The organism is Kosakonia sp. BYX6 (assembly GCF_038449125.1).
Taxonomy (GTDB): Bacteria; Pseudomonadota; Gammaproteobacteria; order Enterobacterales; family Enterobacteriaceae; genus Kosakonia; species Kosakonia calanthes.
In genome coordinates, this window is the sequence record NZ_CP151800.1 from 233,627 (window position 1) to 252,838 (window position 19,212).

Consider the following 19,212-nt stretch of genomic DNA (forward strand, 5'->3'; position numbering starts at 1 on the left):
GTCGGAATTGCCCGCTTATGAATGCAATGAAGGGGTATCTTGCGACGCGGACCTGGACTATCCTTGTGAGCGTCAGGCACACGTGTGCCGAGAAGCGCTTTTATGGGTGAAAGGAGTAATAAAATGGCGACAGGAAAGTCCTGCTCTCGCTGGTTTGCGTCTGTTGCGGCGTTATTAATGGTAGTTAGCCTGAGTGGGTGTTTTGACAAAGAAGGCGATCAGCGCAAAGCGTTTATCGATTTCCTGCAGAATACGGCGATGCGCAGTAGCGAACGTTTGCCGGCTTTGACGGCGGATCAGAAGAAACAGTTTGGCCCGTTTGTCTCTGATTACGCAGTGATTTATGGCTATTCCCAGCAGGTTAACCAGGCGATGGACTCCGGTCTGCGTCCGGTGGTGGACAGCGTTAACGCTATCCGCGTACCCCAGGATTATATGACGCAGCGTGAACCGCTTCGCCAGGCCAATGGTTCCCTTGGTGTGCTGAGCCAGCAACTGCAAAACGCGAAAATGCAGGCCGACGCCTCGCATGCCGCGCTGAAACAGGCCGACGATCTGAAGCCGGTTTACGACCAGGTGTTTACCAAAGTGGTGACCAACCCGGCTAGCGCCCTGCAACCGCTGATTCCGGCGGCGCAGATTTTCACTCAGCAACTGGTGCAGGTCGGCGACTTTATCGCCCAGCAGGATACGCAGGTGAGCTTTGTCGCCAACGGTATTCAGTTCCCGACTTCCCAGCAGGCCAGCCAATACAACGCGTTGATTGGGCCGCTGGCGGCGCAGCATCAGGCGTTCAATCAGGCCTGGACCGCAACCGTCTCCGCCACACAGCAGTAATTCGGCGCGAGCAAAAAAAAAGAGGCGATAGATTCGCCTCTTTTTTATTTGCGCGTTGGTTAGCGCGCGGCTTGCGGATTCACGCAGTTCTTCTCCACCTTCCCGTTCAACGCATCAATCAGGTTATCGACCGCGCAGGCCGACATGTTGTAGCGCGTTTCATGGGTGGCGGAACCGATATGCGGCAGGGCGACCACATTGGGCAGCGACAGCAGCGGCGAATCGATGGGCAGCGGTTCTTTTTCAAACACATCCAGCCCGGCGGCGTGGATCTCGCCATTTTGCAGGGCTGCTATCAGCGCGGCTTCATCAACCACCTGACCGCGCCCGGCGTTAATGAAGATGGCGGATTTTTTCATTAGCTCAAACTGTTTTTGACCGATCAGATGATGCGTCTCTTCGGTGAGCGGCAGCACCAGGCACACGAAATCGGACTCTTTGAGCAGCGTCTCCAACTCGCAGTAGCGCGCCTGGAAGCGCTCTTCCGCTTCGGCGTGATGGCGGCGCGCGTTGTAGAGAATCGGCATGCCAAAACCGAAATGCGCGCGTTGCGCCAGCGCCAGACCAATGCGCCCCATCCCGACGATCCCCAGCGTTTTATGGTGCACGTCGATGCCGAACCAGTCCGCGCCAATGCTGGACGTCCACTCGCCCACTTTCACGCGCTCGGCCACTTCCACCACGCGGCGCGCGCTGCTCAGCACCAGTGCCATAATGGTATCGGCGACGGTTTCCGTCAGCACCGTTGGCGTATGCATCAGGAGAATGTTGCGGGCATTCAGTGCATCCACATCAAAATTGTCATAGCCCACTGAAATGGTCGACGCGGCGCGCAGTTGCGGCATTTTCTCCAGCAATGGCGCATGGACGTTCTGGCTGGAACCCAGCAGGCCCTGTGCGTTGGCAAAGGCGTCAGCGTGTTGTTGCACCGTTTCGGGTTTCAGGTCCGGTACGCGAGTAACGGTAAAGTGCGATTCCAGACGTTGCATCAGATCATCAGGCAAGGCTTTGTACAAGATTATGGACGGCTTCATGCGGTTCTCCCTCGTGATGGTGCGCCTGCCGGACGTTGCTTATTGTTAGCAGGCTTAACAATTAAAGTAAGCCATACGGAGGCGAATAGCGCCACCCCCATAAAAATGTACGACGCGGATGGGCTGCCGGTCGCACCGTTCAAATAACCGACAAACCACGAGCCGCAGAAGGAACCGAGCGCGCCCATACTGTTGATTAACGCCATCGCGCCACCGGCGACATTACGCGGCAGCATCTCCGGGATAATGGCGAAGAACGGGCCATACGGTGCGTACATCGCCGCACCCGCGATCACCAAAAGTGTGTAGGAAGCCCAGAAATGGTTGGCACCCACCGCCCACGAGCCGATAAAGGCGAAGGCGCCAATCAGCAGCAGCGGCCAGACAAACAGTTTGCGGTTTTGCAGCTTATCCGAGGCCCAGGACGCAAGGATCATCGCCAGTGTCGCCGCCAGGTAAGGTACCGAAGAGAGCCAGCCCACTTCGACCATGCCGAGGTTTTCACCGCCGCTGCGAATAATCGACGGCAGCCACAGCACGAAGCCATACACACCGATGCTCCAGGCGAAATATTGCAGACAGAGCAGCACCACATTGCGCGAGCGGAACGCTTCGCTGTAATTGCGCACCGCTTTAATGCCTTGCTGCTCTTTATCGAGCTGCGCTTGCAGCGCGGTTTTTTCACTCTCAGACAGCCATTTCACCTGCGTCGGTTTATCTTTTACCAGCACCCACCAGCAAAATGCCCAGATAACCGCCGGAATCCCTTCAAAAATAAACATTTCGCGCCAGCCGAAAGACTGGATCAAATAGCCTGACACCACCGACATCCACAGCACCGTGACCGGGTTACCGAGGATGAGAAACGTGTTGGCGCGCGAGCGTTCCGATTTAGTAAACCAGTTGCTGATGTAAATCAGCATCGCGGGCATCACCGCCGCTTCTACCACGCCGAGGATAAAACGGATGGCGGCAAGCATTGGGATATTACTGACCATACCGGTTAGCGAGGCGCAAGCACCCCACAAAATCAGGCAGATAAAGATCAGTTTGCGCACGCTGCGCCGCTCGGCGTACACCGCGCCGGGGATCTGGAAGAAGAAGTAGCCGAGGAAAAACAGCGCGCCCAACAGCGAAGAGACACCTTTGGTGATGCCTAAATCGTCGTTAATTCCGGCGGCGGAGGCGAAGCTAAAGTTCGCCCGGTCGAGGTAGGCCAGACTGTAGGTAATAAACACAATCGGCATGATATAGAGCCAGCGTTTGGCTGAGTTTGTGGCGTTGCTCATAAGGTTGCCTCTATGGTTGAGGTTATCTGCCGCCTGTCTGTAGGGTACAGCGCGGTTTCTGTTTTCGTGAACGCGGGGTTACAGCGACCCCAGCTGTGCACGGGTTGGCAATCCTTCGCTGTCGCCTGGCACCTGAATTGCCAGTGCACCGATAGCGTTTCCGCGTCGCACGGCGTCGGATAACGTTTTTCCTTCCAACAGGGCACTGAGTACCCCCACGGCGAAGCCATCTCCGGCGCCCACCGTATCCACCACGTTCTGGACGATGACGGGCGCAACCGCACCCTGTTCGCCGCTGGCGGTTTTAAACCACGCGCCATCGGCACCTGTTTTGATCACCACTGCTTTCACACCGCGTTGCAGATAAAAATCAGCAATGCCTTCCGGCGTTTGCTCACCGGTGAGGATCACGCCCTCTTTCAACCCTGGCAGAACCCAGTCGGCCTGGAAGGCGAGGCGGTTGAGTTTTTCCACCATCTCCTCTTCGCTTTTCCACAGCACCGGGCGCAGGTTCGGGTCAAAAGAGAGGGTTTTGCCCTGCGCTTTCATCGCTTTCGCGGCATGTTCCAGCAAGGCGTAAGAGGTGGGCGATAACGCCGCCGCCACACCGCTCATGTGCAGATGGCGCGCGTCGTTAAACATCGCAGCATTAAAATCTTCCGGCGAAAGATGGCTGGCGGCCGAGTTTTTACGGAAGTATTCCACGATGGGATCGGTTCCATCATCAGCTTTTGATTTGAGCTGAAAGCCGGTTGCATAACGTTTATCGATCGTGACACCGGCGGTATCGATACCCTCTTTGCGCAGCGTATCGAGGATAAACCGGCCAAAGCTGTCATCACCGACGCGGCTTACCCAACTCACGTTGAAACCCAAACGCGCCAGCCCGGTCGCGACATTCAGTTCGGCGCCAGCAGCGCGTTTAATAAAGTGCCCGGCATCGGCCAGGTCACCGGTTTCCGTGGCGACAAACATCGCCATCGCTTCGCCAATGGTGATGACATCCAGCGGGTTATGCATGGCGTGGCTCCTTGCGTAACAACGTAATGTAATGACGGGTGACGGCGGTTAAGTCGTCGCCTTCCAGCGGGAATTCAATGCCGCGCGGCACGTCGGCGGGCAGGCTTTCAAGCAGCGCCAGCCAGCGGGCATCGCTGTGATCCGGCGGTACGGCGCGGTGGTTTTCACCTTCGCAAGCCACCGCCTTGACATGAATATAGCTAACGGCTGGCGCTAACTGGCGCGCGGCCTCTTCCGGCGTGTCGCCCACCCACAACCAGTTGCCGGTATCAAACGTCAGGGTGATTGGCAGGGAAAGCGTGTGGCAGGCGGCGTTGAAACGCAGCATCGGCGCGAGTTTGCCGCACTCGGTTTGATCGTTTTCCACCACCAGCGGCACGTCGCTTGCCGCCAGCCAGCCGCGCAGGGTTTCCAGCACGGCGTTATCACGGAAATGGCCGAGGGACACTTTCAGCCACAGAGCGTTGAGTGCGCGGGCTTCTTCCAGCAGGGCGGGCAAGCGCGGGTTCAGCGTGCCATCGGGCAGGCACAGCGGTTCGGGTGCGGAATAACAGGCTTGCAGATTGTGCATATCAATAGCGAAAGCCAGCGACGGTAAACGCGCTAACGCTTCGTCACTCAGCAGCTCGCGGCGGATTTCAACGCCGTCGGCACCGGCTTCGGCAATGATCGGCAGCGTGGCGACTTGGCCGCCCAGCGCCTGAATTTGGTCGCGGCCATACGCGGCGGTAACAACAATGATTTTTCTTGGCATAGTCCGGTTCTCACGCGATAACTCTGCCCTTAACGCTAGATGGAACCGGTTCCAAAGAAAAGTTTAGCGTATGGAATTTATGATCGTCATCACGAAGGTTGTTTAACGGGCAGTAGAACCCCGCACGATCAGTTCGCCGGAAAAAACCTGCTCGCGCACCGTGTCGCTGTGGCCTTCAATGCGCCGCACCACTTGCTCGACGGCGGCAAAACCAATCTGCCAGGTCGGTTGTTTGAGGGTGGTGATGCCCACGCCCGCAAGCTCCGCCCACTCCAGTTCGTCGAAACCCAGCAAACCGATATCGCTGCCCCAGTTCAGGCCGATGCGTTTTAACGACCGCGCGACTTGCAGCGTCAGCGCGCCGTTGGCGGAAATCACCGCTTTGCGCATTCCCCGGTGGCGGGCGTGAAACTGGCGCAAAATGTTGTCCAACTGCGCCGCTTCGTGCAGCACCGCTTCGGCGTTTTCCGCCACCACGCCGGGGTGGCGGGCAAGGGTGGCGCGAAATGCGTGCAGACGTTCGCGGCGCGTGTTGACGGTACCCAGCGGTTCGCTAAGAAACAGTAACGCTTCGAAGCCTTGTTCAATCAGGTGTTCGGTGGCGGTGGTCGCGGCCTGGGTGTTATCCAACCCGACTACATCGCAGTCGAAATCGGGGATTTTGCGGTCAATCAACACCATTGGCAGCGAAGATTGTTGCAGGCGGTTCAGCCCCTCTTCGCGCATGCCGACGGCATTCACCACAATGCCTTCCACCTGGTAGCTGCGCAGCAGGTCGAGGTAATGCAGCTCCTGATCGACTTCGTTGTTGGTGTTACACACCAGCGGGGTGAACCCTTTTTCGCGGCAGGCGGCTTCAATACCGCTCAACACATGCACGGAATAGGGGTTGGTGATGTCGGCGATAATCAGCCCGATAAGCCGTGTGCGACCGCGCTTCAAGCCACGCGCCATCAGGCTTGGGCGGTAATCCAGTTCCGCAATGGCTTGTTCAATGCGCGCCAAAAGCGACTCGGAAAGCAGGTTTTTTTCGCCATTGAGATAGCGTGAAATACTGGTTTTACCTGTTTTCGCTGCTTTCGCGACATCGCTGATGGTTGGGCGCGCCGTTTTCGCCATTGTTGCTTCCCTCGCCGTGACATGTTGCCCACACCTTAGCGCGAAATGGCGGGCAATCAAGCGTTAAGCGCCGCTTATCTCCCGCTGTGTGCGCGTAATGACGTTTAATTCTTTGCCAAAGCGCCGCCGCCGTGGATGATAGAGCGCAAACAAAACATCCGATAACACCTGCAAGCTACTCAGGAGCGCGCTTTGGCAAACTCTGCTATCAAAACAATCCTTACGGCCGCCCACTGGGGGCCAATGCTGGTCGATACCGACGGTGAAAATGTGCTCGCCTCGCGCGGCGCATTGCCAACCCGCCACCCCAATTCACTGCAAAGTGTGGTGCAGGATCAAGTCCACAGCCCAACGCGCGTGCGCTACCCGATGGTGCGCAAAGGCTTTCTCGCTTCGCCATCTCGCCCGCAGGGTGTGCGCGGGCAGGACGAATTCGTGCGCGTTAGCTGGGATCAGGCGCTGATGCTGATTCATGAGCAACATAAACGCATTCGCGACAGCTTCGGCCCGGCGTCAATTTTTGCCGGTTCTTATGGCTGGCGCTCCAACGGTGTGTTGCACAAAGCGGCAACGCTGTTGCAGCGTTATATGAGCCTCGCGGGCGGGTATACCGGCCATCTGGGGGATTACTCCACCGGCGCGGCGCAGGCGATCATGCCGCACGTGGTCGGCGGTAGCGAAGTGTATCAGCAGCAAACCAGTTGGCCGTTGATCCTCGAACACAGCGACGTGGTAGTGCTGTGGAGCGCTAACCCGCTGAACACCTTGAAAATTGCGTGGAACGCCAGTGATGAGCAGGGCATCTCTTATTTCGATGCGCTGCGTAAAAGCGGTAAACGGGTGATCTGCATTGATCCGATGCGATCGGAAACCGTCGAATTCTTCGGTGACAGCATGGAGTGGCTCGCGCCGCACATGGGCACTGATGTGGCCTTGATGCTCGGCATCGCCCATACGCTGGTGGAAAACGGCTGGCAAAATGAGGACTTCCTCGCTCGCTGCACCGTAGGATATGAGATTTTTGCGGCGTATCTGACCGGCGAAAGCGACGGCGTGGCGAAAACCGCCGAATGGGCGGCGGCGATTTGTGGCATTGATGCAGCGAAAATTCGTGAACTGGCGACACTCTTCCACCAAAACACCACGATGTTGATGGCCGGCTGGGGCATGCAGCGCCAGCAGTTTGGCGAACAAAAACACTGGATGCTGGTCACGCTGGCGGCCATGTTGGGGCAAATCGGGACGCCGGGCGGCGGTTTTGGCCTTTCGTATCATTTTGCCAACGGTGGCAACCCGACGCGACGCGCGGCGGTGCTGACTTCCATGCAAGGTTCGGTGAAAGAGGGCATCGACGCGGTGGATAAAATCCCCGTGGCGCGCATTGTCGAAGCGCTGGAAAACCCCGGCGCGCCGTATCAGCACAACGGTATGGACAGGCACTTCCCGGATATCCGTTTTGTCTGGTGGGCGGGCGGTGCCAACTTTACTCACCATCAAGATACCAACCGCCTGATTCGCGCTTGGCAAAAGCCGGAACTGGTGGTGATTTCCGAATGCTTCTGGACGGCGGCGGCGAAACACGCCGATATCGTGCTGCCTGCCACCACGTCGTTTGAGCGTAACGATCTAACGATGACCGGCGATTACAGTAACCAACATTTGGTGCCGATGAAGCGCGTGGTCGCGCCGCAATATGAAGCGCGCGATGACTGGGAGGTGTTTGCCGAACTGAGCGAGCGCTGGGAAGCGGGCGGTCGCGAGCGTTTCACCGAAGGCAAAAGCGACCTGCAATGGCTCGAAACGTTTTATGCCATTGCCGGGGAACGTGGGGCCAGCCAGCAGGTGACGCTGCCGCCGTTCGACGAATTTTGGCAGGCGAACCAGCTGATTGAGATGCCCGAAAGCGAGCAAAATGCGCGCTTCGTGCGTTTTGCCGATTTCCGCCGCGATCCCCAGTCCAATCCGTTGAAAACGCCGAGTGGGAAAATCGAAATCTTTTCGGAGCGTATCAACAGCTTTGGCTATGCCGATTGCCCGCCGCACCCGAAATGGCTGGAGCCGGACGAATGGCACGGCAACGCCGAACCGCAGCAGCTTCAGGTGCTTTCTGCGCACCCGGCGCACCGCCTGCACAGCCAGCTTAACTTTACCCGCCTGCGCGAAGAGTACGCCGTTGCCGGGCGCGAGCCGATCACCTTGCATCCAGAGGATGCGAAGGCGCGCGGTATCACGGCGGGCGATGTGGTGCGCGTGTGGAATAAACGCGGGCAGGTGCTGGCGGGCGCGGTCGTGACCGACGGCATTAAGCCTGGCGTGATTTGCATCCATGAAGGCGCATGGCCGGATCTGGAACCCGCGGCGGATGGCATCTGCAAAAACGGCGCCGTTAACGTGCTGACCAAAGATCTGCCCAGCTCGCGTTTGGGTAACGGCTGCGCCGGGAACACCGCGCTGGCGTGGGTGGAGAAATATACCGGCCCGTCGCTTACGCTGACGGCGTTCGATCCGCCTGCCAGTTCATGATCCACGTCGGGTGTTGGGTTTCCTCTTGCCATGCGCTTTCTTCAATACGAAAGCCCTGCGCATGGTAGAAATTCACCGCCCGCTCGTTCTTCTGGTACACCTCAAGGCTGAGCCAGGAAAAGCGCTGTTTAACGTGGTTTATCAGCGCTTTGCCAATTCCACGACCAATCGCTGAGGGACGCACAAATAGCGCGCCGATAAATTGCGCGTCCATCACGCTGATAAACCCTTCCAGCACACCGTTTTCTTCCCAAACCCAGGTTTTCGCCACCGGCAGATAGGCGTCGCGCACCAGCGCTTCGCTCTCTTGCCAGTAGCGATCATTGATAAAGGGATGCGCGAAGCAGGTGCTTTCCATCCACAAGCTGAGCAGCGGAGTCAGGTCCGGGCTACGCCACGCGCGGATCATGCTGCCCTCCGGGGTGGCAGAAACAGCCCGTCACATGGTCGTTGACCAGCCCACAGGCTTGCATAAAGGAGTAACAAATGGTGGTGCCGACGAATTTAAAGCCGCGTTTTTTCAGCGCCTTGGAGAGCGCGTCCGAGGCGGGTGTCGAAGTGGGAATTTCGCCGAGCGTGGCGGCTTGAGTGATTTGCGGGTGGTTATCAACGAACCCCCAGACAAATTCTGAAAAGGGCTCACCATTTTCCGCCATCGCCAGGTAAGCGCGGGCGTTACCGATGATGGCTTCTATCTTGCCGCGATGGCGAATAATTCCGGCGTTTTGCAGCAGGACTTCCACCTCTTCCGGGGTCATTGCGGCGACGCGTTCCGGCTCAAACTGGTGAAAGGCCTGGCGGTAATTTTCGCGCTTTTTCAATACGGTAATCCATGAAAGCCCGGCTTGTTGCCCTTCGAGGCAGATCATTTCAAACAGCTTTTTACCGTCTGTTTGCGCCACGCCCCACTCTTCATCATGGTAAGCGAGATAAAGGGGATCCTGAGTTACCCAACCACAACGCTGCATATCCTTACTCCGTCTGTGAAGGAAAAATAAACGTCAACCTGCCTTGACGTGTACATCAGAAAGACAATATTTATTAAAGGGCTTTTTCTGCCCGCACCAACAACGATAACTAATACGCCGAGTTCGGCTCTTTTCTGGAGTCGTAAATTGATGAAAACAACCCACAGTGGCCTTTCGCTGTCGCTGCTGCCTGCTTGTCTGCTTTTTTGCCAGACAGCGGCGGCCTGGCAGCAAGAATATAGCGGTACCGATCTACAGAGTGAGACAACTGAACGCTACACCTGGGATAGCGAACAGCAGCCCCGCTATAACGATATTCTCGAAGAACGTATTCGCTCCGCACAGAATTTGCCTGGCCTGGCACTAAGTAAGCCCGATGAGACACCGCTGGATGCCGTCAGCACCATGAGTCTCGGTTGGAATATTCCGCTTATCAGTAATGTCACCACCGGCCCGGTCGCGGTGTGGCATTACGATGGCTCAACGACCTCAATGTATAACGAATTTGGCGATAGCGCGACCACCGTGCAGTATAGCGATCCGCTGTGGCACGCCAGCGTCAGTTCGCTGGGATGGCGCGTTGATAGCCGCTTCGGCGACCTTCGCCCGTGGGCGCAAATCAGCTTTAACCAGCAATTTGGCGAAAATGTCTGGAAGAGCCAGTCCGGGCAATATCGTCTGACGCCAGCCAACCAGTACGGTAATTGGATGGACGTGACGCTGGGCGCCGATATGCTGCTCAACGCGCACCTGGCCGCGTATGCCACAATGTCGCAGTCGGAAAACACCACCTTCGGACAAAATTATCTTTACAGCATGGGCGTCAGCGCGCGCTTCTAACCGCTATTTAAAACAAACTTTTTACACTTAAGAAACAATAGCGACGCGTTTTGTATCGATAGTATGTACTAACTCACATTTGTTATTCGTGGCAGTGATACTCCGCGCTGTCATTCATTCCCGCTCAGATGCATTTCATTCCGTCTCCGCTGCATTTCATGCCTTTTTTAACCTGGCATGAAATGCGCTTCGTTATGGTTGTTGGCAGTGAATTCCCTTAATTCTTCTTGCAGGACAACTGCCATGACTACTTCCAATGCTAATCGCACTCGCTGGCTGACCCTGGCCGGCACCATTATTACGCAGTTCGCGTTAGGCTCCGTGTACACCTGGAGTCTGTTTAATAGCTCGCTGGCGGAAAAACTGGGCGAGCCGGTAAGCCAGGTGGCGTTCTCTTTTGGCCTGCTGAGTCTTAGTCTGGCGCTCTCTTCGTCCATCGCCGGGAAATTACAGGAGCGTTTTGGCGTAAAACGCGTCACCATCGCCTCTGGCCTTCTGCTCGGCCTGGGCTTCTTCCTCACCGCACACTCCAATAACCTGCTGATGCTGTGGCTGAGCGCGGGCGTGCTGGTCGGCCTGGCCGATGGCGCAGGTTACCTGTTAACGCTCTCCAACTGTGTGAAATGGTTCCCGGAACGCAAAGGGCTGATCTCCGCCTTTTCCATTGGTTCTTACGGCCTTGGCAGCCTTGGTTTTAAATTTATCGACAGCCATTTGCTGGCGACGGTCGGGCTGGAAAACACCTTTATGATCTGGGGCGCGATCACCCTGGTGATGATCGTCTTTGGCGCGACGCTGATGACCGATGCGCCGTTGCAAAAAGTGGCGACCGTTAATGGCGTGGTGGAAAACGACTTCACGCTGGCGCAGTCCATGCGTAAACCGCAGTACTGGATGCTGGCGGTGATGTTCCTGACCGCCTGCATGAGTGGTCTGTATGTGATTGGTGTGGCGAAAGATATTGCGCAGGGCATGGTGCATCTGGATGTCGCGACCGCCGCGAATGCGGTCACTGTGATTGCTATCGCCAACCTGAGCGGGCGCCTGGTGCTGGGCATTCTCTCTGACAAAATCGCCCGTATCCGCGTGATCACTATCGGCCAGGTGATTTCGCTGGTTGGCATGGCGGCACTGTTGTTCGCACCGCTGAACGCTGTAAGCTTCTTCGCCGCTATCGCCTGTGTGGCCTTTAACTTCGGCGGCTCTATCACCGTGTTCCCGTCGCTGGTCAGTGAGTTCTTCGGCCTTAACAACCTGGCGAAAAACTACGGTGTGATTTATCTGGGCTTCGGTATCGGCAGCATCTGCGGTTCAATCATCGCCTCGCTGTTCGGCGGCTTCTATATCACCTTCTGCGTGATCTTCGCGCTGCTTGTCCTCTCGCTGGCGCTCTCCACCACCATTCGCCAGCCGCAACGCCGCTTCTATACAGAAGCGCATGCCTGACAGAAAACAGTCGCTATCACTACGCCAATCTCTGATTTCAAGCCCCGCTTTGCGGGGTTTTTCATTTCTTTCTCCAGGGAAAAATCTGTCTCTACCGCAAACTCCTGCCAAAGCGACTATCCTTATTTGTCAGTTTCTTCCAACAGAAGGAGTCATATATGTCCTTAGAAAAAGTGGTTTATCGTGCAAAAGCGAAGGCAACTGGGGGTCGCGATGGCCGTGCAACCTCCTCTGATGGCGTGCTGGACGTAAAACTGGGTGTGCCGAAAGAGATGGGCGGCGCAGGCGGTGAAGTCACCAACCCGGAACAACTTTTCGCTGCGGGCTACTCCGCGTGTTTCCTCGGCGCGCTGAAACATGTCGCGTCAACGGAGAAAAAGAAAGTGCCGCAGGAGGCCTATATTGAAGGGCAGGTGGGCATTGGTCCGTTACCGACCGGTTTTGGTATTGAAGCCCAACTGGATATTCACTTGCCGGGTATGGATCATCAGGAAGCCGAAGAACTGGTACAAAAAGCGCATATCGTTTGCCCGTACTCCAATGCGACGCGCGGCAATATTGACGTAAAACTGAATGTCATCACCTCCTGATAGCTGATTTCGGTTACCGTTTTCTGACATCGGCCCTCTTTTTTTGTAAAAAGAGGGCCGATTAGCACTTCTGACTGACACTTTTCTTCGCCGCTATGGTCTACTTAGCGCGCTTCAGAAGTTTCCCGTATTAACTTCCTTCGCAACCTTTTAGCCTGAACCGCTAGCCATTAGCGTTATCAGGAGCTTTTTCCTCTTTTTAGAGTTGCTTGCATGAACTATATAAAAGCGATAACACAACAGAAATTAAGTTTCCTGTTGGCGTTGTACATCGGCCTGTTTATGAATAGCGCAGTTTTTTACCGTCGGTTTGATGGTTATGCGCATGCGTTCACCGTCCTGAAAGGGCTTTCTGCGGTCGTCGAACTTGTGGGTACCGTCCTCGTCACCTTCTTTTTGCTGCGCATTTTGTCGCTGCTGGGTCGACGCGTCTGGCGTATTCTCGCCTCACTGGTCGTGGTGTTTTCTGCCGCCGCCAGCTATTACATGACATTCCTCAATGTGGTGATTGGCTACGGCATTATTGCCTCGGTGATGACCACAGATATCGACTTATCCAAAGAAGTGGTGGGCTGGCAGCTTATCGTCTGGATCGTGGCGGTGAGCGTTTTGCCGCTGCTGCTTATCTGGAGTAACCGCTACCGCGACACGTTGCTGAGCCAGATCAGCACGCCAGGCATTCGTATTCGCAGCCTGGGGTTGGTGTTACTGACCGGATTGTTGGTCTGGGCGCCGATTCGCCTGCTCGATATGCAGCAAAAGCAAACCGAGCGCGCGACGGGCGTGGATATGCCGAGCTACGGCGGCGTCGTTGCCAACTCTTATTTGCCCTCGAACTGGCTTTCCGCGCTGGGGCTGTATGCCTGGGCGCAGGTGGATGAATCTTCCGACAACAAATCACTGATGAACCCGGCGACGAAATTTACCTACGTCGCACCGAAAGATATCGATGATACCTGGGTGGTCTTTATTATCGGTGAGACCACGCGCTGGGATCACATGGGCATGTTTGGCTACTCGCGTGATACCACGCCGAAGCTGTCGCAGGAGAAAAACCTCGTCGCGTTCCGCGGTTATTCGTGCGATACCGCCACCAAACTCTCTTTACGTTGCATGTTCGTGCGTGAAGGCGGGGCGGAAGACAACCCGCAGCGTACTCTGAAAGAGCAGAATATTTTCGCCGTGCTCAAGCAGCTTGGTTTCGCCAGCGATTTGTACGCTATGCAGAGCGAGATGTGGTTCTACAGCAATACCATGGCGGACAACATTGCTTACCGCGAGCAGATTGGCGCTGAGCCGCGCAACCGTGGCAAGAATGTCGATGACATGCTGCTTATCGATGAGATGCAGCGTTCGCTGGACGATAACACCAACGGTAAGCATATGATTATTATGCATACCAAGGGTTCACACTTTAACTACACCCAGCGCTATCCGCGCAGCTTCGCCCAGTGGAAGCCAGAGTGTATTGGCGTGGACAGCAAGTGCAGCAAAGAAGAGATGATTAATTCTTTCGATAACTCAGTGACTTATGTGGACCACTTTATCGATAGCGTGATCGATAAGATGCGCGACCGCAAAGCGATCATCTTCTATGCGGCGGATCACGGTGAGTCGATCAACGAGCGCGAGCATTTGCACGGTACGCCGCGCAAAATGGCACCGCCGGAGCAGTTCCGCGTCCCGATGATGGTGTGGATGTCTGATAAGTATTTGCAGGACCCGCAGAAGGCGCAGATGTTCGCGCAGCTCAAGCAACAAGCGGCATTTAAGACACCGCGTCGCCATGTGGAACTGTACGACACCATTATGGGTTGCCTCGGTTATACCTCGCCAAATGGCGGGATTAACGAGAACAATAACTGGTGCCATTTGCCGTCGCAGGCAGCGAAGTAACTGCCTTGCTGGCTTTATCACCAGTCAGTTAGGTTTTTTACATTAAGGGATTGACGGGGCATGTCGAGGGCAGTAAGATGCGCCCCGCATTCGGTGATTGGCGCAGCCTGGTAGCGCACTTCGTTCGGGACGAAGGGGTCGGAGGTTCGAATCCTCTATCACCGACCAAATTCAAAAAAGCCCAACCGCAAGGTTGGGTTTTTTGCTTTCTGCATCCAAAAAGAGGATGAGAAGCTCCGGGGGGGGGAGGTTCGACTCGAGCAAAGCGAGAGAACGTTGCTTCAGCAACGGCCCGCAGGGCGAGCCACGAAGTGGCGAGTCATCCTCTATCACCGACCAAATTTGAAAACCCCGCTTCGGCGGGGTTTTTTGCCTTCTGCGCCGGAAACATTTTGCCTGATGGCGGCTTCGCCTTATCAGGCCTACGCGATCCCACAGGCCAGGCAAACACATCACCCGGCAAATTCACGCTGCCGTAGGCCGGGTAAGCGCAGCGCCACCCGGCGCAACCGCGATCCCACAGGCCAGGCAAACACATACCCGGCAAATTCACGCTGCCGTAGGCCGGGTAAGCGCAGCGCCACCCGGCGTAACCCGCGAACTGACAGGCCAACCAAACACCTTACCACCTAACGAAACTCACCCGAAATCGCGCTTATCCCCACATCCCGCTGCCAGTTCGCTGTTTTCAACGATATTCCATCGTATTTTTTTATATATCTTTGAATCTTTTTTCGCGTTGCTTATGGATAAAAGCAGCATTTTTCGCTGTGCGTTTTAACGTTCGCGGTATTTATCGCTCAGATATTCAGCATTCCGCAAGAAATTTTTCATAATCTGCGTGAATGTTAATCACTAGGTACGGAGAATTTATAAGGGCATTATTCTGCTATGTTGGCTATAGCACAAATTTCCCTGCTGAAAATAGCAGCTTGAAGTTTTTTTTAACTTTGTTTGTCGATTCTCACCCCGGTTGTAAATCCCGGTTACCTGTATTGACGTTTTGACATTCTGTTGACAGATTGTAGGGCATGAGGGGCATTTCATGGAGAATCTGCACTGCAACTCAGTCAACCTTGTGAAAGGAATCCTCATCTCTCATAACGCCTTCGGGCATTACCGACCAGACCGGGTAAAAAACTAAAAAAGGCCTGTCGGACATACCCAATGCATGGGTAACAACACATATCACATTGGAGCAGAATCAATGAGTATTTCCTTGAAGAAGTCAGGGATGCTGAAGCTCGGTCTTAGCCTGGTGGCCATGACCGTAGCGGCAAGCGTGCAGGCTAAAACCCTGGTCTATTGTTCTGAAGGTTCGCCTGAAGGCTTTAACCCACAGCTTTTCACTTCTGGTACCACTTACGATGCCAGCTCTGTGCCAATTTATAACCGTCTGGTTGAATTCAAAACCGGCACCACGGAAGTCATTCCGGGTCTGGCGGAGAAGTGGGAAATCAGCGACGACGGCAAAACCTATACTTTCCACCTGCGTAAAGGCGTGAAGTGGCAGGACAACAAAGAATTCAAACCGACGCGCGAATTCAACGCTGATGACGTAGTGTTCTCCTTCGATCGTCAGAAAAACGATCAGAACCCGTACCACAAAATCTCTGGCGGCAGCTACGAATACTTCGAAGGCATGGGCCTGCCTGACTTGATCAGCGAAGTGAAGAAAGTCGACGACAATACCGTTCAGTTCGTGCTGACTCGCCCGGAATCTCCGTTCCTGGCTGACCTGGCCATGGACTTCGCGTCGATTCTCTCCAAAGAGTACGCCGACAACATGCTGAAAGCCGGCACGCCGGACAAAGTGGACCTCGATCCGATCGGTACCGGTCCGTTCCAGCTGCTGCAATACCAGAAAGACTCACGCATTCTGTACAAAGCGTTTGACGGTTTCTGGGGCACCAAGCCGAAAATCGATCGTCTGGTCTTCTCCATCACGCCGGACGCGTCTGTCCGTTACGCCAAACTGCAGAAAAACGAATGTCAGGTTATGCCGTACCCGAACCCGGCTGACATCGCGCGTATGAAGCAGGACAAAAACATCACGCTGATGGAACAGGCTGGCCTGAACGTCGGTTACATGTCCTTCAATACCGAGAAAAAACCGTTTGATGACGTCAAAGTTCGTCAGGCGCTGACTTACGCGGTGAACAAAGAAGCGATCATCAAAGCGGTGTATCAAGGCGCTGGCGTTGCGGCGAAAAACCTGATTCCGCCGACCATGTGGGGCTATAACGACGACGTTAAAGATTACACCTACGATCCAGAGAAGGCGAAGCAGCTGCTGAAAGAAGCCGGTCAGGATAAAGGCTTTACCGTTGAGCTGTGGGCGATGCCGGTACAGCGTCCGTACAACCCGAACGCTCGCCGTATGGCTGAGATGATTCAGGCTGACTGGGCGAAAGTGGGCGTTCAAGCCAAAATCGTGACCTACGAGTGGGGTGAATACCTGAAGCGCGCGAAAGCGGGCGAACACCAGGCGGTGATGATGGGCTGGACCGGCGACAATGGGGATCCGGATAACTTCTTCGCGACCCTGTTCAGCTGCGCTGCGGCGAAAGACGGTTCCAACTACTCTCGCTGGTGCTACAAGCCGTTTGAAGATCTGATTCAACCGGCGCGCGCGACCGACGACCACAACAAACGTGTTGAGCTGTACAAACAGGCTCAGGTAGTGATGCATGACCAGGCTCCGGCGCTGATCGTGGCTCACTCCACCGTGTACGAGCCAGTACGTAAAGAAGTTAAAGGCTATGTGGTTGACCCATTAGGCAAACACCACTTCGAAAACGTGTCTGTTGAATAATAAGTACAATACCTGAAGCCCCTCTCCCCAACCGGGGAGGGGGAAAAGGTTCATTCCCTCTCGTCAGAGAGGGAATATACATTTGTGAGTAATACAGACGTGCCGTCGCCAGGCGCTGCGTCACTACTGAGAATACGGGTTATGTTGCAGTTCATTCTCCGACGTCTGGGGCTAGTTATCCCAACGTTTATCGGTATCACCCTTCTCACCTTTGCCTTTGTCCATATGATCCCCGGCGACCCGGTAATGATCATGGCGGGTGAGCGTGGTATCTCTCCTGAGCGTCACGCCCAGTTGCTGGCCGAGTTAGGTCTTAATAAGCCGCTGTGGCAACAATATGTCCAGTATGTGTGGGGCGTATTGCATGGTGATTTAGGCATCTCTTTGAAGAGCCGTCTTCCGGTGTGGGACGAGTTCGTGCCGCGTTTTAAAGCGACACTGGAACTTGGCATCTGCGCCATGATATTTGCGGTGGCCGTGGGCATTCCAGTTGGTGTAATGGCCGCTGTGAAGCGCGGTTCCATCTTCGATCACACCGCCGTGAGCCTCGCGCTGACCGGTTACTCCATGCCTATCTTCTGGTGGGGCATGATGCTGATTATGCTGGTGTCGGTACAGCTTAACCTGACCCCGGTTTCCGGGCGCGTCAGCGACATGGTGTTCCTGGACGACAGCAACCCGCTAACCGGCTTTATGCTGATTGATACCGCCATCTGGGGCGAAGAGGGCAACTTTATCGACGCCCTCGCGCACATGATTCTGCCCGCAGTCGTGCTCGGCACCATTCCGCTGGCGGTGATTGTGCGTATGACGCGCTCCTCGATGCTGGAAGTGCTGGGTGAAGATTACATCCGTACCGCGCGCGCCAAAGGGTTAACCCGTATGCGCGTCATTATCGTTCACGCCCTGCGCAACGCGATGCTGCCAGTGGTGACGGTTATCGGTCTGCAAGTCGGCACGCTGCTGGCGGGCGCGATCCTGACGGAAACCATCTTTTCCTGGCCGGGCCTGGGCCGCTGGTTGATTGATGCGCTGCAACGCCGTGACTATCCGGTGGTGCAGGGCGGGGTATTGCTGGTCGCGACGATGATTATCCTCGTCAACCTGTTGGTCGACCTGCTGTACGGCGTGGTGAACCCGCGTATTCGGCATAAGAAGTAAGGGGCCATCATGTCACAAGTTACTGAAAGTAAAGTTATTTCTGCACCGGTGCCGATGACCCCGCTGCAAGAGTTCTGGCACTATTTCAAACGCAACAAAGGCGCGGTTGTCGGGCTGGCTTACGTGGTGATCATGTTGATTATCGCGGTGTTCGCCAACTTCCTCGCCCCGCACAACCCGGCGGATCAGTTCCGTGATGCGCTGCTCGCGCCGCCGGTCTGGCAAGATGGCGGCACCTGGACGCACATTCTCGGTACCGATGACGTTGGCCGCGATACCTTGTCGCGCCTGATGTTCGGCGCGCGTTTGTCGCTGCTGGTGGGCTGTTTGGTGGTGGTGCTGTCGCTGGTGGCGGGCATTGTGCTCGGCCTCGTCGCGGGTTACTTCGGCGGCGTGATTGATAACATCATCATGCGCGTCGTCGATATCATGCTGGCGCTGCCGAGCCTGTTGCTGGCGCTGGTGCTGGTGGCGATATTCGGCCCGTCGATCGTGAACGCCTCGCTGGCGCTCACCTTTGTCGCCTTGCCGCACTATGTGCGCCTCACACGCGCCGCCGTGCTGGTGGAAGTGAACCGCGATTACGTGACCGCTTCCCGCGTGGCGGGTGCCGGTGCGATGCGCCAAATGTTCGTCAATATTTTCCCAAACTGCCTCGCGCCGCTGATCGTTCAGGCGTCGCTGGGTTTTTCCAACGCCATTCTCGATATGGCCGCCCTTGGCTTCCTTGGCATGGGTGCGCAGCCGCCAACACCGGAGTGGGGCACCATGCTCTCCGACGTGTTGCAGTTCGCACAAAGTGCCTGGTGGGTCGTGACCTTCCCCGGTGTCGCGATTCTGCTGACGGTGCTGGCATTTAACCTGATGGGTGACGGCCTGCGTGATGCGCTCGACCCCAAACTGAAGCAGTAAGAGGTTCG

Annotated in this window: 17 protein-coding genes, 1 tRNA gene and 1 other RNA gene; 11 read left to right on the plus strand and 8 right to left on the minus strand. The window is 55.8% G+C overall.

What is annotated here, in order from left to right:
- The first annotated feature begins 123 nt into the window (after positions 1 to 123).
- Positions 124 to 837, plus strand: coding sequence for a DUF3053 domain-containing protein (locus tag AAEY27_RS00960; RefSeq protein ID WP_342323104.1), 714 nt, complete (start codon positions 124 to 126; stop codon positions 835 to 837).
- A gap of 59 nt (positions 838 to 896) precedes the next feature.
- Here the strand turns inward: AAEY27_RS00960 and ghrB are convergent, their stop codons facing one another.
- The 5 genes from ghrB to AAEY27_RS00985 all read right to left on the minus strand — a co-directional run bounded on the left by ghrB (position 897) and on the right by AAEY27_RS00985 (position 6,053).
- Positions 897 to 1,871, minus strand: coding sequence for a glyoxylate/hydroxypyruvate reductase GhrB (gene ghrB / locus AAEY27_RS00965; RefSeq protein WP_342323105.1), 975 nt, complete (start codon positions 1,869 to 1,871; stop codon positions 897 to 899).
- Positions 1,868 to 3,160, minus strand: coding sequence for an MFS transporter (locus tag AAEY27_RS00970; RefSeq protein ID WP_342323106.1), 1,293 nt, complete (start codon positions 3,158 to 3,160; stop codon positions 1,868 to 1,870). Before AAEY27_RS00970 ends, ghrB begins: the two co-directional genes overlap by 4 nt.
- 78 nt (positions 3,161 to 3,238) lie before the next feature.
- Complete coding sequence (locus tag AAEY27_RS00975; RefSeq protein ID WP_342323107.1) at positions 3,239 to 4,180, minus strand: sugar kinase; 942 nt, start codon at positions 4,178 to 4,180, stop codon at positions 3,239 to 3,241.
- The gene (locus AAEY27_RS00980; protein WP_342323108.1) at positions 4,173 to 4,934 is read right to left on the minus strand and encodes a sugar phosphate isomerase/epimerase family protein; all 762 of its coding nucleotides are present in this window, start codon (positions 4,932 to 4,934) and stop codon (positions 4,173 to 4,175) included. Before AAEY27_RS00980 ends, AAEY27_RS00975 begins: the two co-directional genes overlap by 8 nt.
- 102 nt (positions 4,935 to 5,036) lie before the next feature.
- Positions 5,037 to 6,053: a LacI family DNA-binding transcriptional regulator gene (locus tag AAEY27_RS00985; protein WP_342323109.1), complete on the minus strand. Its 1,017-nt coding sequence runs from the start codon at positions 6,051 to 6,053 to the stop codon at positions 5,037 to 5,039.
- A gap of 243 nt (positions 6,054 to 6,296) precedes the next feature.
- Here AAEY27_RS00985 and AAEY27_RS00990 point away from each other — a divergent pair, with 243 nt between their 5' ends.
- The gene (locus tag AAEY27_RS00990) at positions 6,297 to 8,576 is read left to right on the plus strand and encodes a molybdopterin guanine dinucleotide-containing S/N-oxide reductase (RefSeq protein WP_342325691.1); all 2,280 of its coding nucleotides are present in this window, start codon (positions 6,297 to 6,299) and stop codon (positions 8,574 to 8,576) included.
- Here the strand turns inward: AAEY27_RS00990 and AAEY27_RS00995 are convergent.
- Entirely contained in the window at positions 8,539 to 8,985 is a 447-nt protein-coding gene (locus tag AAEY27_RS00995) for an N-acetyltransferase (RefSeq protein WP_342323110.1), read from the minus strand. The two genes, AAEY27_RS00990 and AAEY27_RS00995, sit on opposite strands and share 38 nt — an antisense overlap.
- Complete coding sequence (tag, locus tag AAEY27_RS01000) at positions 8,966 to 9,544, minus strand: DNA-3-methyladenine glycosylase I (protein ID WP_342323111.1); 579 nt, start codon at positions 9,542 to 9,544, stop codon at positions 8,966 to 8,968. The genes AAEY27_RS00995 and tag overlap by 20 nt, the downstream gene beginning before the upstream one ends.
- 150 nt (positions 9,545 to 9,694) lie before the next feature.
- On the opposite strand from tag, the gene AAEY27_RS01005 reads away from it, so the two are divergent.
- The 6 genes from AAEY27_RS01005 (at position 9,695) to AAEY27_RS01030 (ending at position 14,655) form a co-directional block, all read left to right on the plus strand.
- Positions 9,695 to 10,384, plus strand: coding sequence for an autotransporter outer membrane beta-barrel domain-containing protein (locus tag AAEY27_RS01005; protein WP_342323112.1), 690 nt, complete (start codon positions 9,695 to 9,697; stop codon positions 10,382 to 10,384).
- Between the two features lie 243 nt (positions 10,385 to 10,627).
- Positions 10,628 to 11,830 (plus strand): L-lactate MFS transporter, encoded by a 1,203-nt coding sequence (locus tag AAEY27_RS01010; RefSeq protein ID WP_342323113.1) that lies wholly within the window; start codon positions 10,628 to 10,630, stop codon positions 11,828 to 11,830.
- Between the two features lie 158 nt (positions 11,831 to 11,988).
- Positions 11,989 to 12,420, plus strand: a complete 432-nt coding sequence (locus tag AAEY27_RS01015) for an organic hydroperoxide resistance protein (protein WP_342323114.1) — start codon at positions 11,989 to 11,991, stop codon at positions 12,418 to 12,420.
- 213 nt (positions 12,421 to 12,633) lie between these two features.
- Positions 12,634 to 14,316, plus strand: coding sequence for a kdo(2)-lipid A phosphoethanolamine 7''-transferase (eptB, locus tag AAEY27_RS01020; protein WP_342323115.1), 1,683 nt, complete (start codon positions 12,634 to 12,636; stop codon positions 14,314 to 14,316).
- A gap of 91 nt (positions 14,317 to 14,407) precedes the next feature.
- Positions 14,408 to 14,484 (plus strand) — tRNA-Pro (locus AAEY27_RS01025).
- A 37-nt stretch (positions 14,485 to 14,521) separates the two neighbouring features.
- Positions 14,522 to 14,655: non-coding RNA, RtT sRNA (locus tag AAEY27_RS01030), on the plus strand.
- Between the two features lie 113 nt (positions 14,656 to 14,768).
- Here AAEY27_RS01030 and AAEY27_RS01035 read toward each other — a convergent pair.
- Complete coding sequence (locus AAEY27_RS01035) at positions 14,769 to 14,933, minus strand: hypothetical protein (protein WP_342323116.1); 165 nt, start codon at positions 14,931 to 14,933, stop codon at positions 14,769 to 14,771.
- Between the two features lie 590 nt (positions 14,934 to 15,523).
- Between AAEY27_RS01035 and dppA the strand changes: the two genes are divergently transcribed.
- From dppA to dppC, 3 genes are all read left to right on the plus strand, one after another.
- On the plus strand, positions 15,524 to 17,131 hold the full coding sequence (gene dppA, locus AAEY27_RS01040) for a dipeptide ABC transporter periplasmic-binding protein DppA (protein WP_342323117.1): 1,608 nt from the start codon (positions 15,524 to 15,526) through the stop codon (positions 17,129 to 17,131).
- Positions 17,132 to 17,272: 141 nt separating this feature from the next.
- Complete coding sequence (dppB, locus tag AAEY27_RS01045; protein WP_342323118.1) at positions 17,273 to 18,292, plus strand: dipeptide ABC transporter permease DppB; 1,020 nt, start codon at positions 17,273 to 17,275, stop codon at positions 18,290 to 18,292.
- 9 nt (positions 18,293 to 18,301) lie between these two features.
- Positions 18,302 to 19,204 (plus strand): dipeptide ABC transporter permease DppC, encoded by a 903-nt coding sequence (gene dppC, locus AAEY27_RS01050; protein WP_342323119.1) that lies wholly within the window; start codon positions 18,302 to 18,304, stop codon positions 19,202 to 19,204.
- The last annotated feature ends 8 nt before the right edge of the window (positions 19,205 to 19,212 follow it).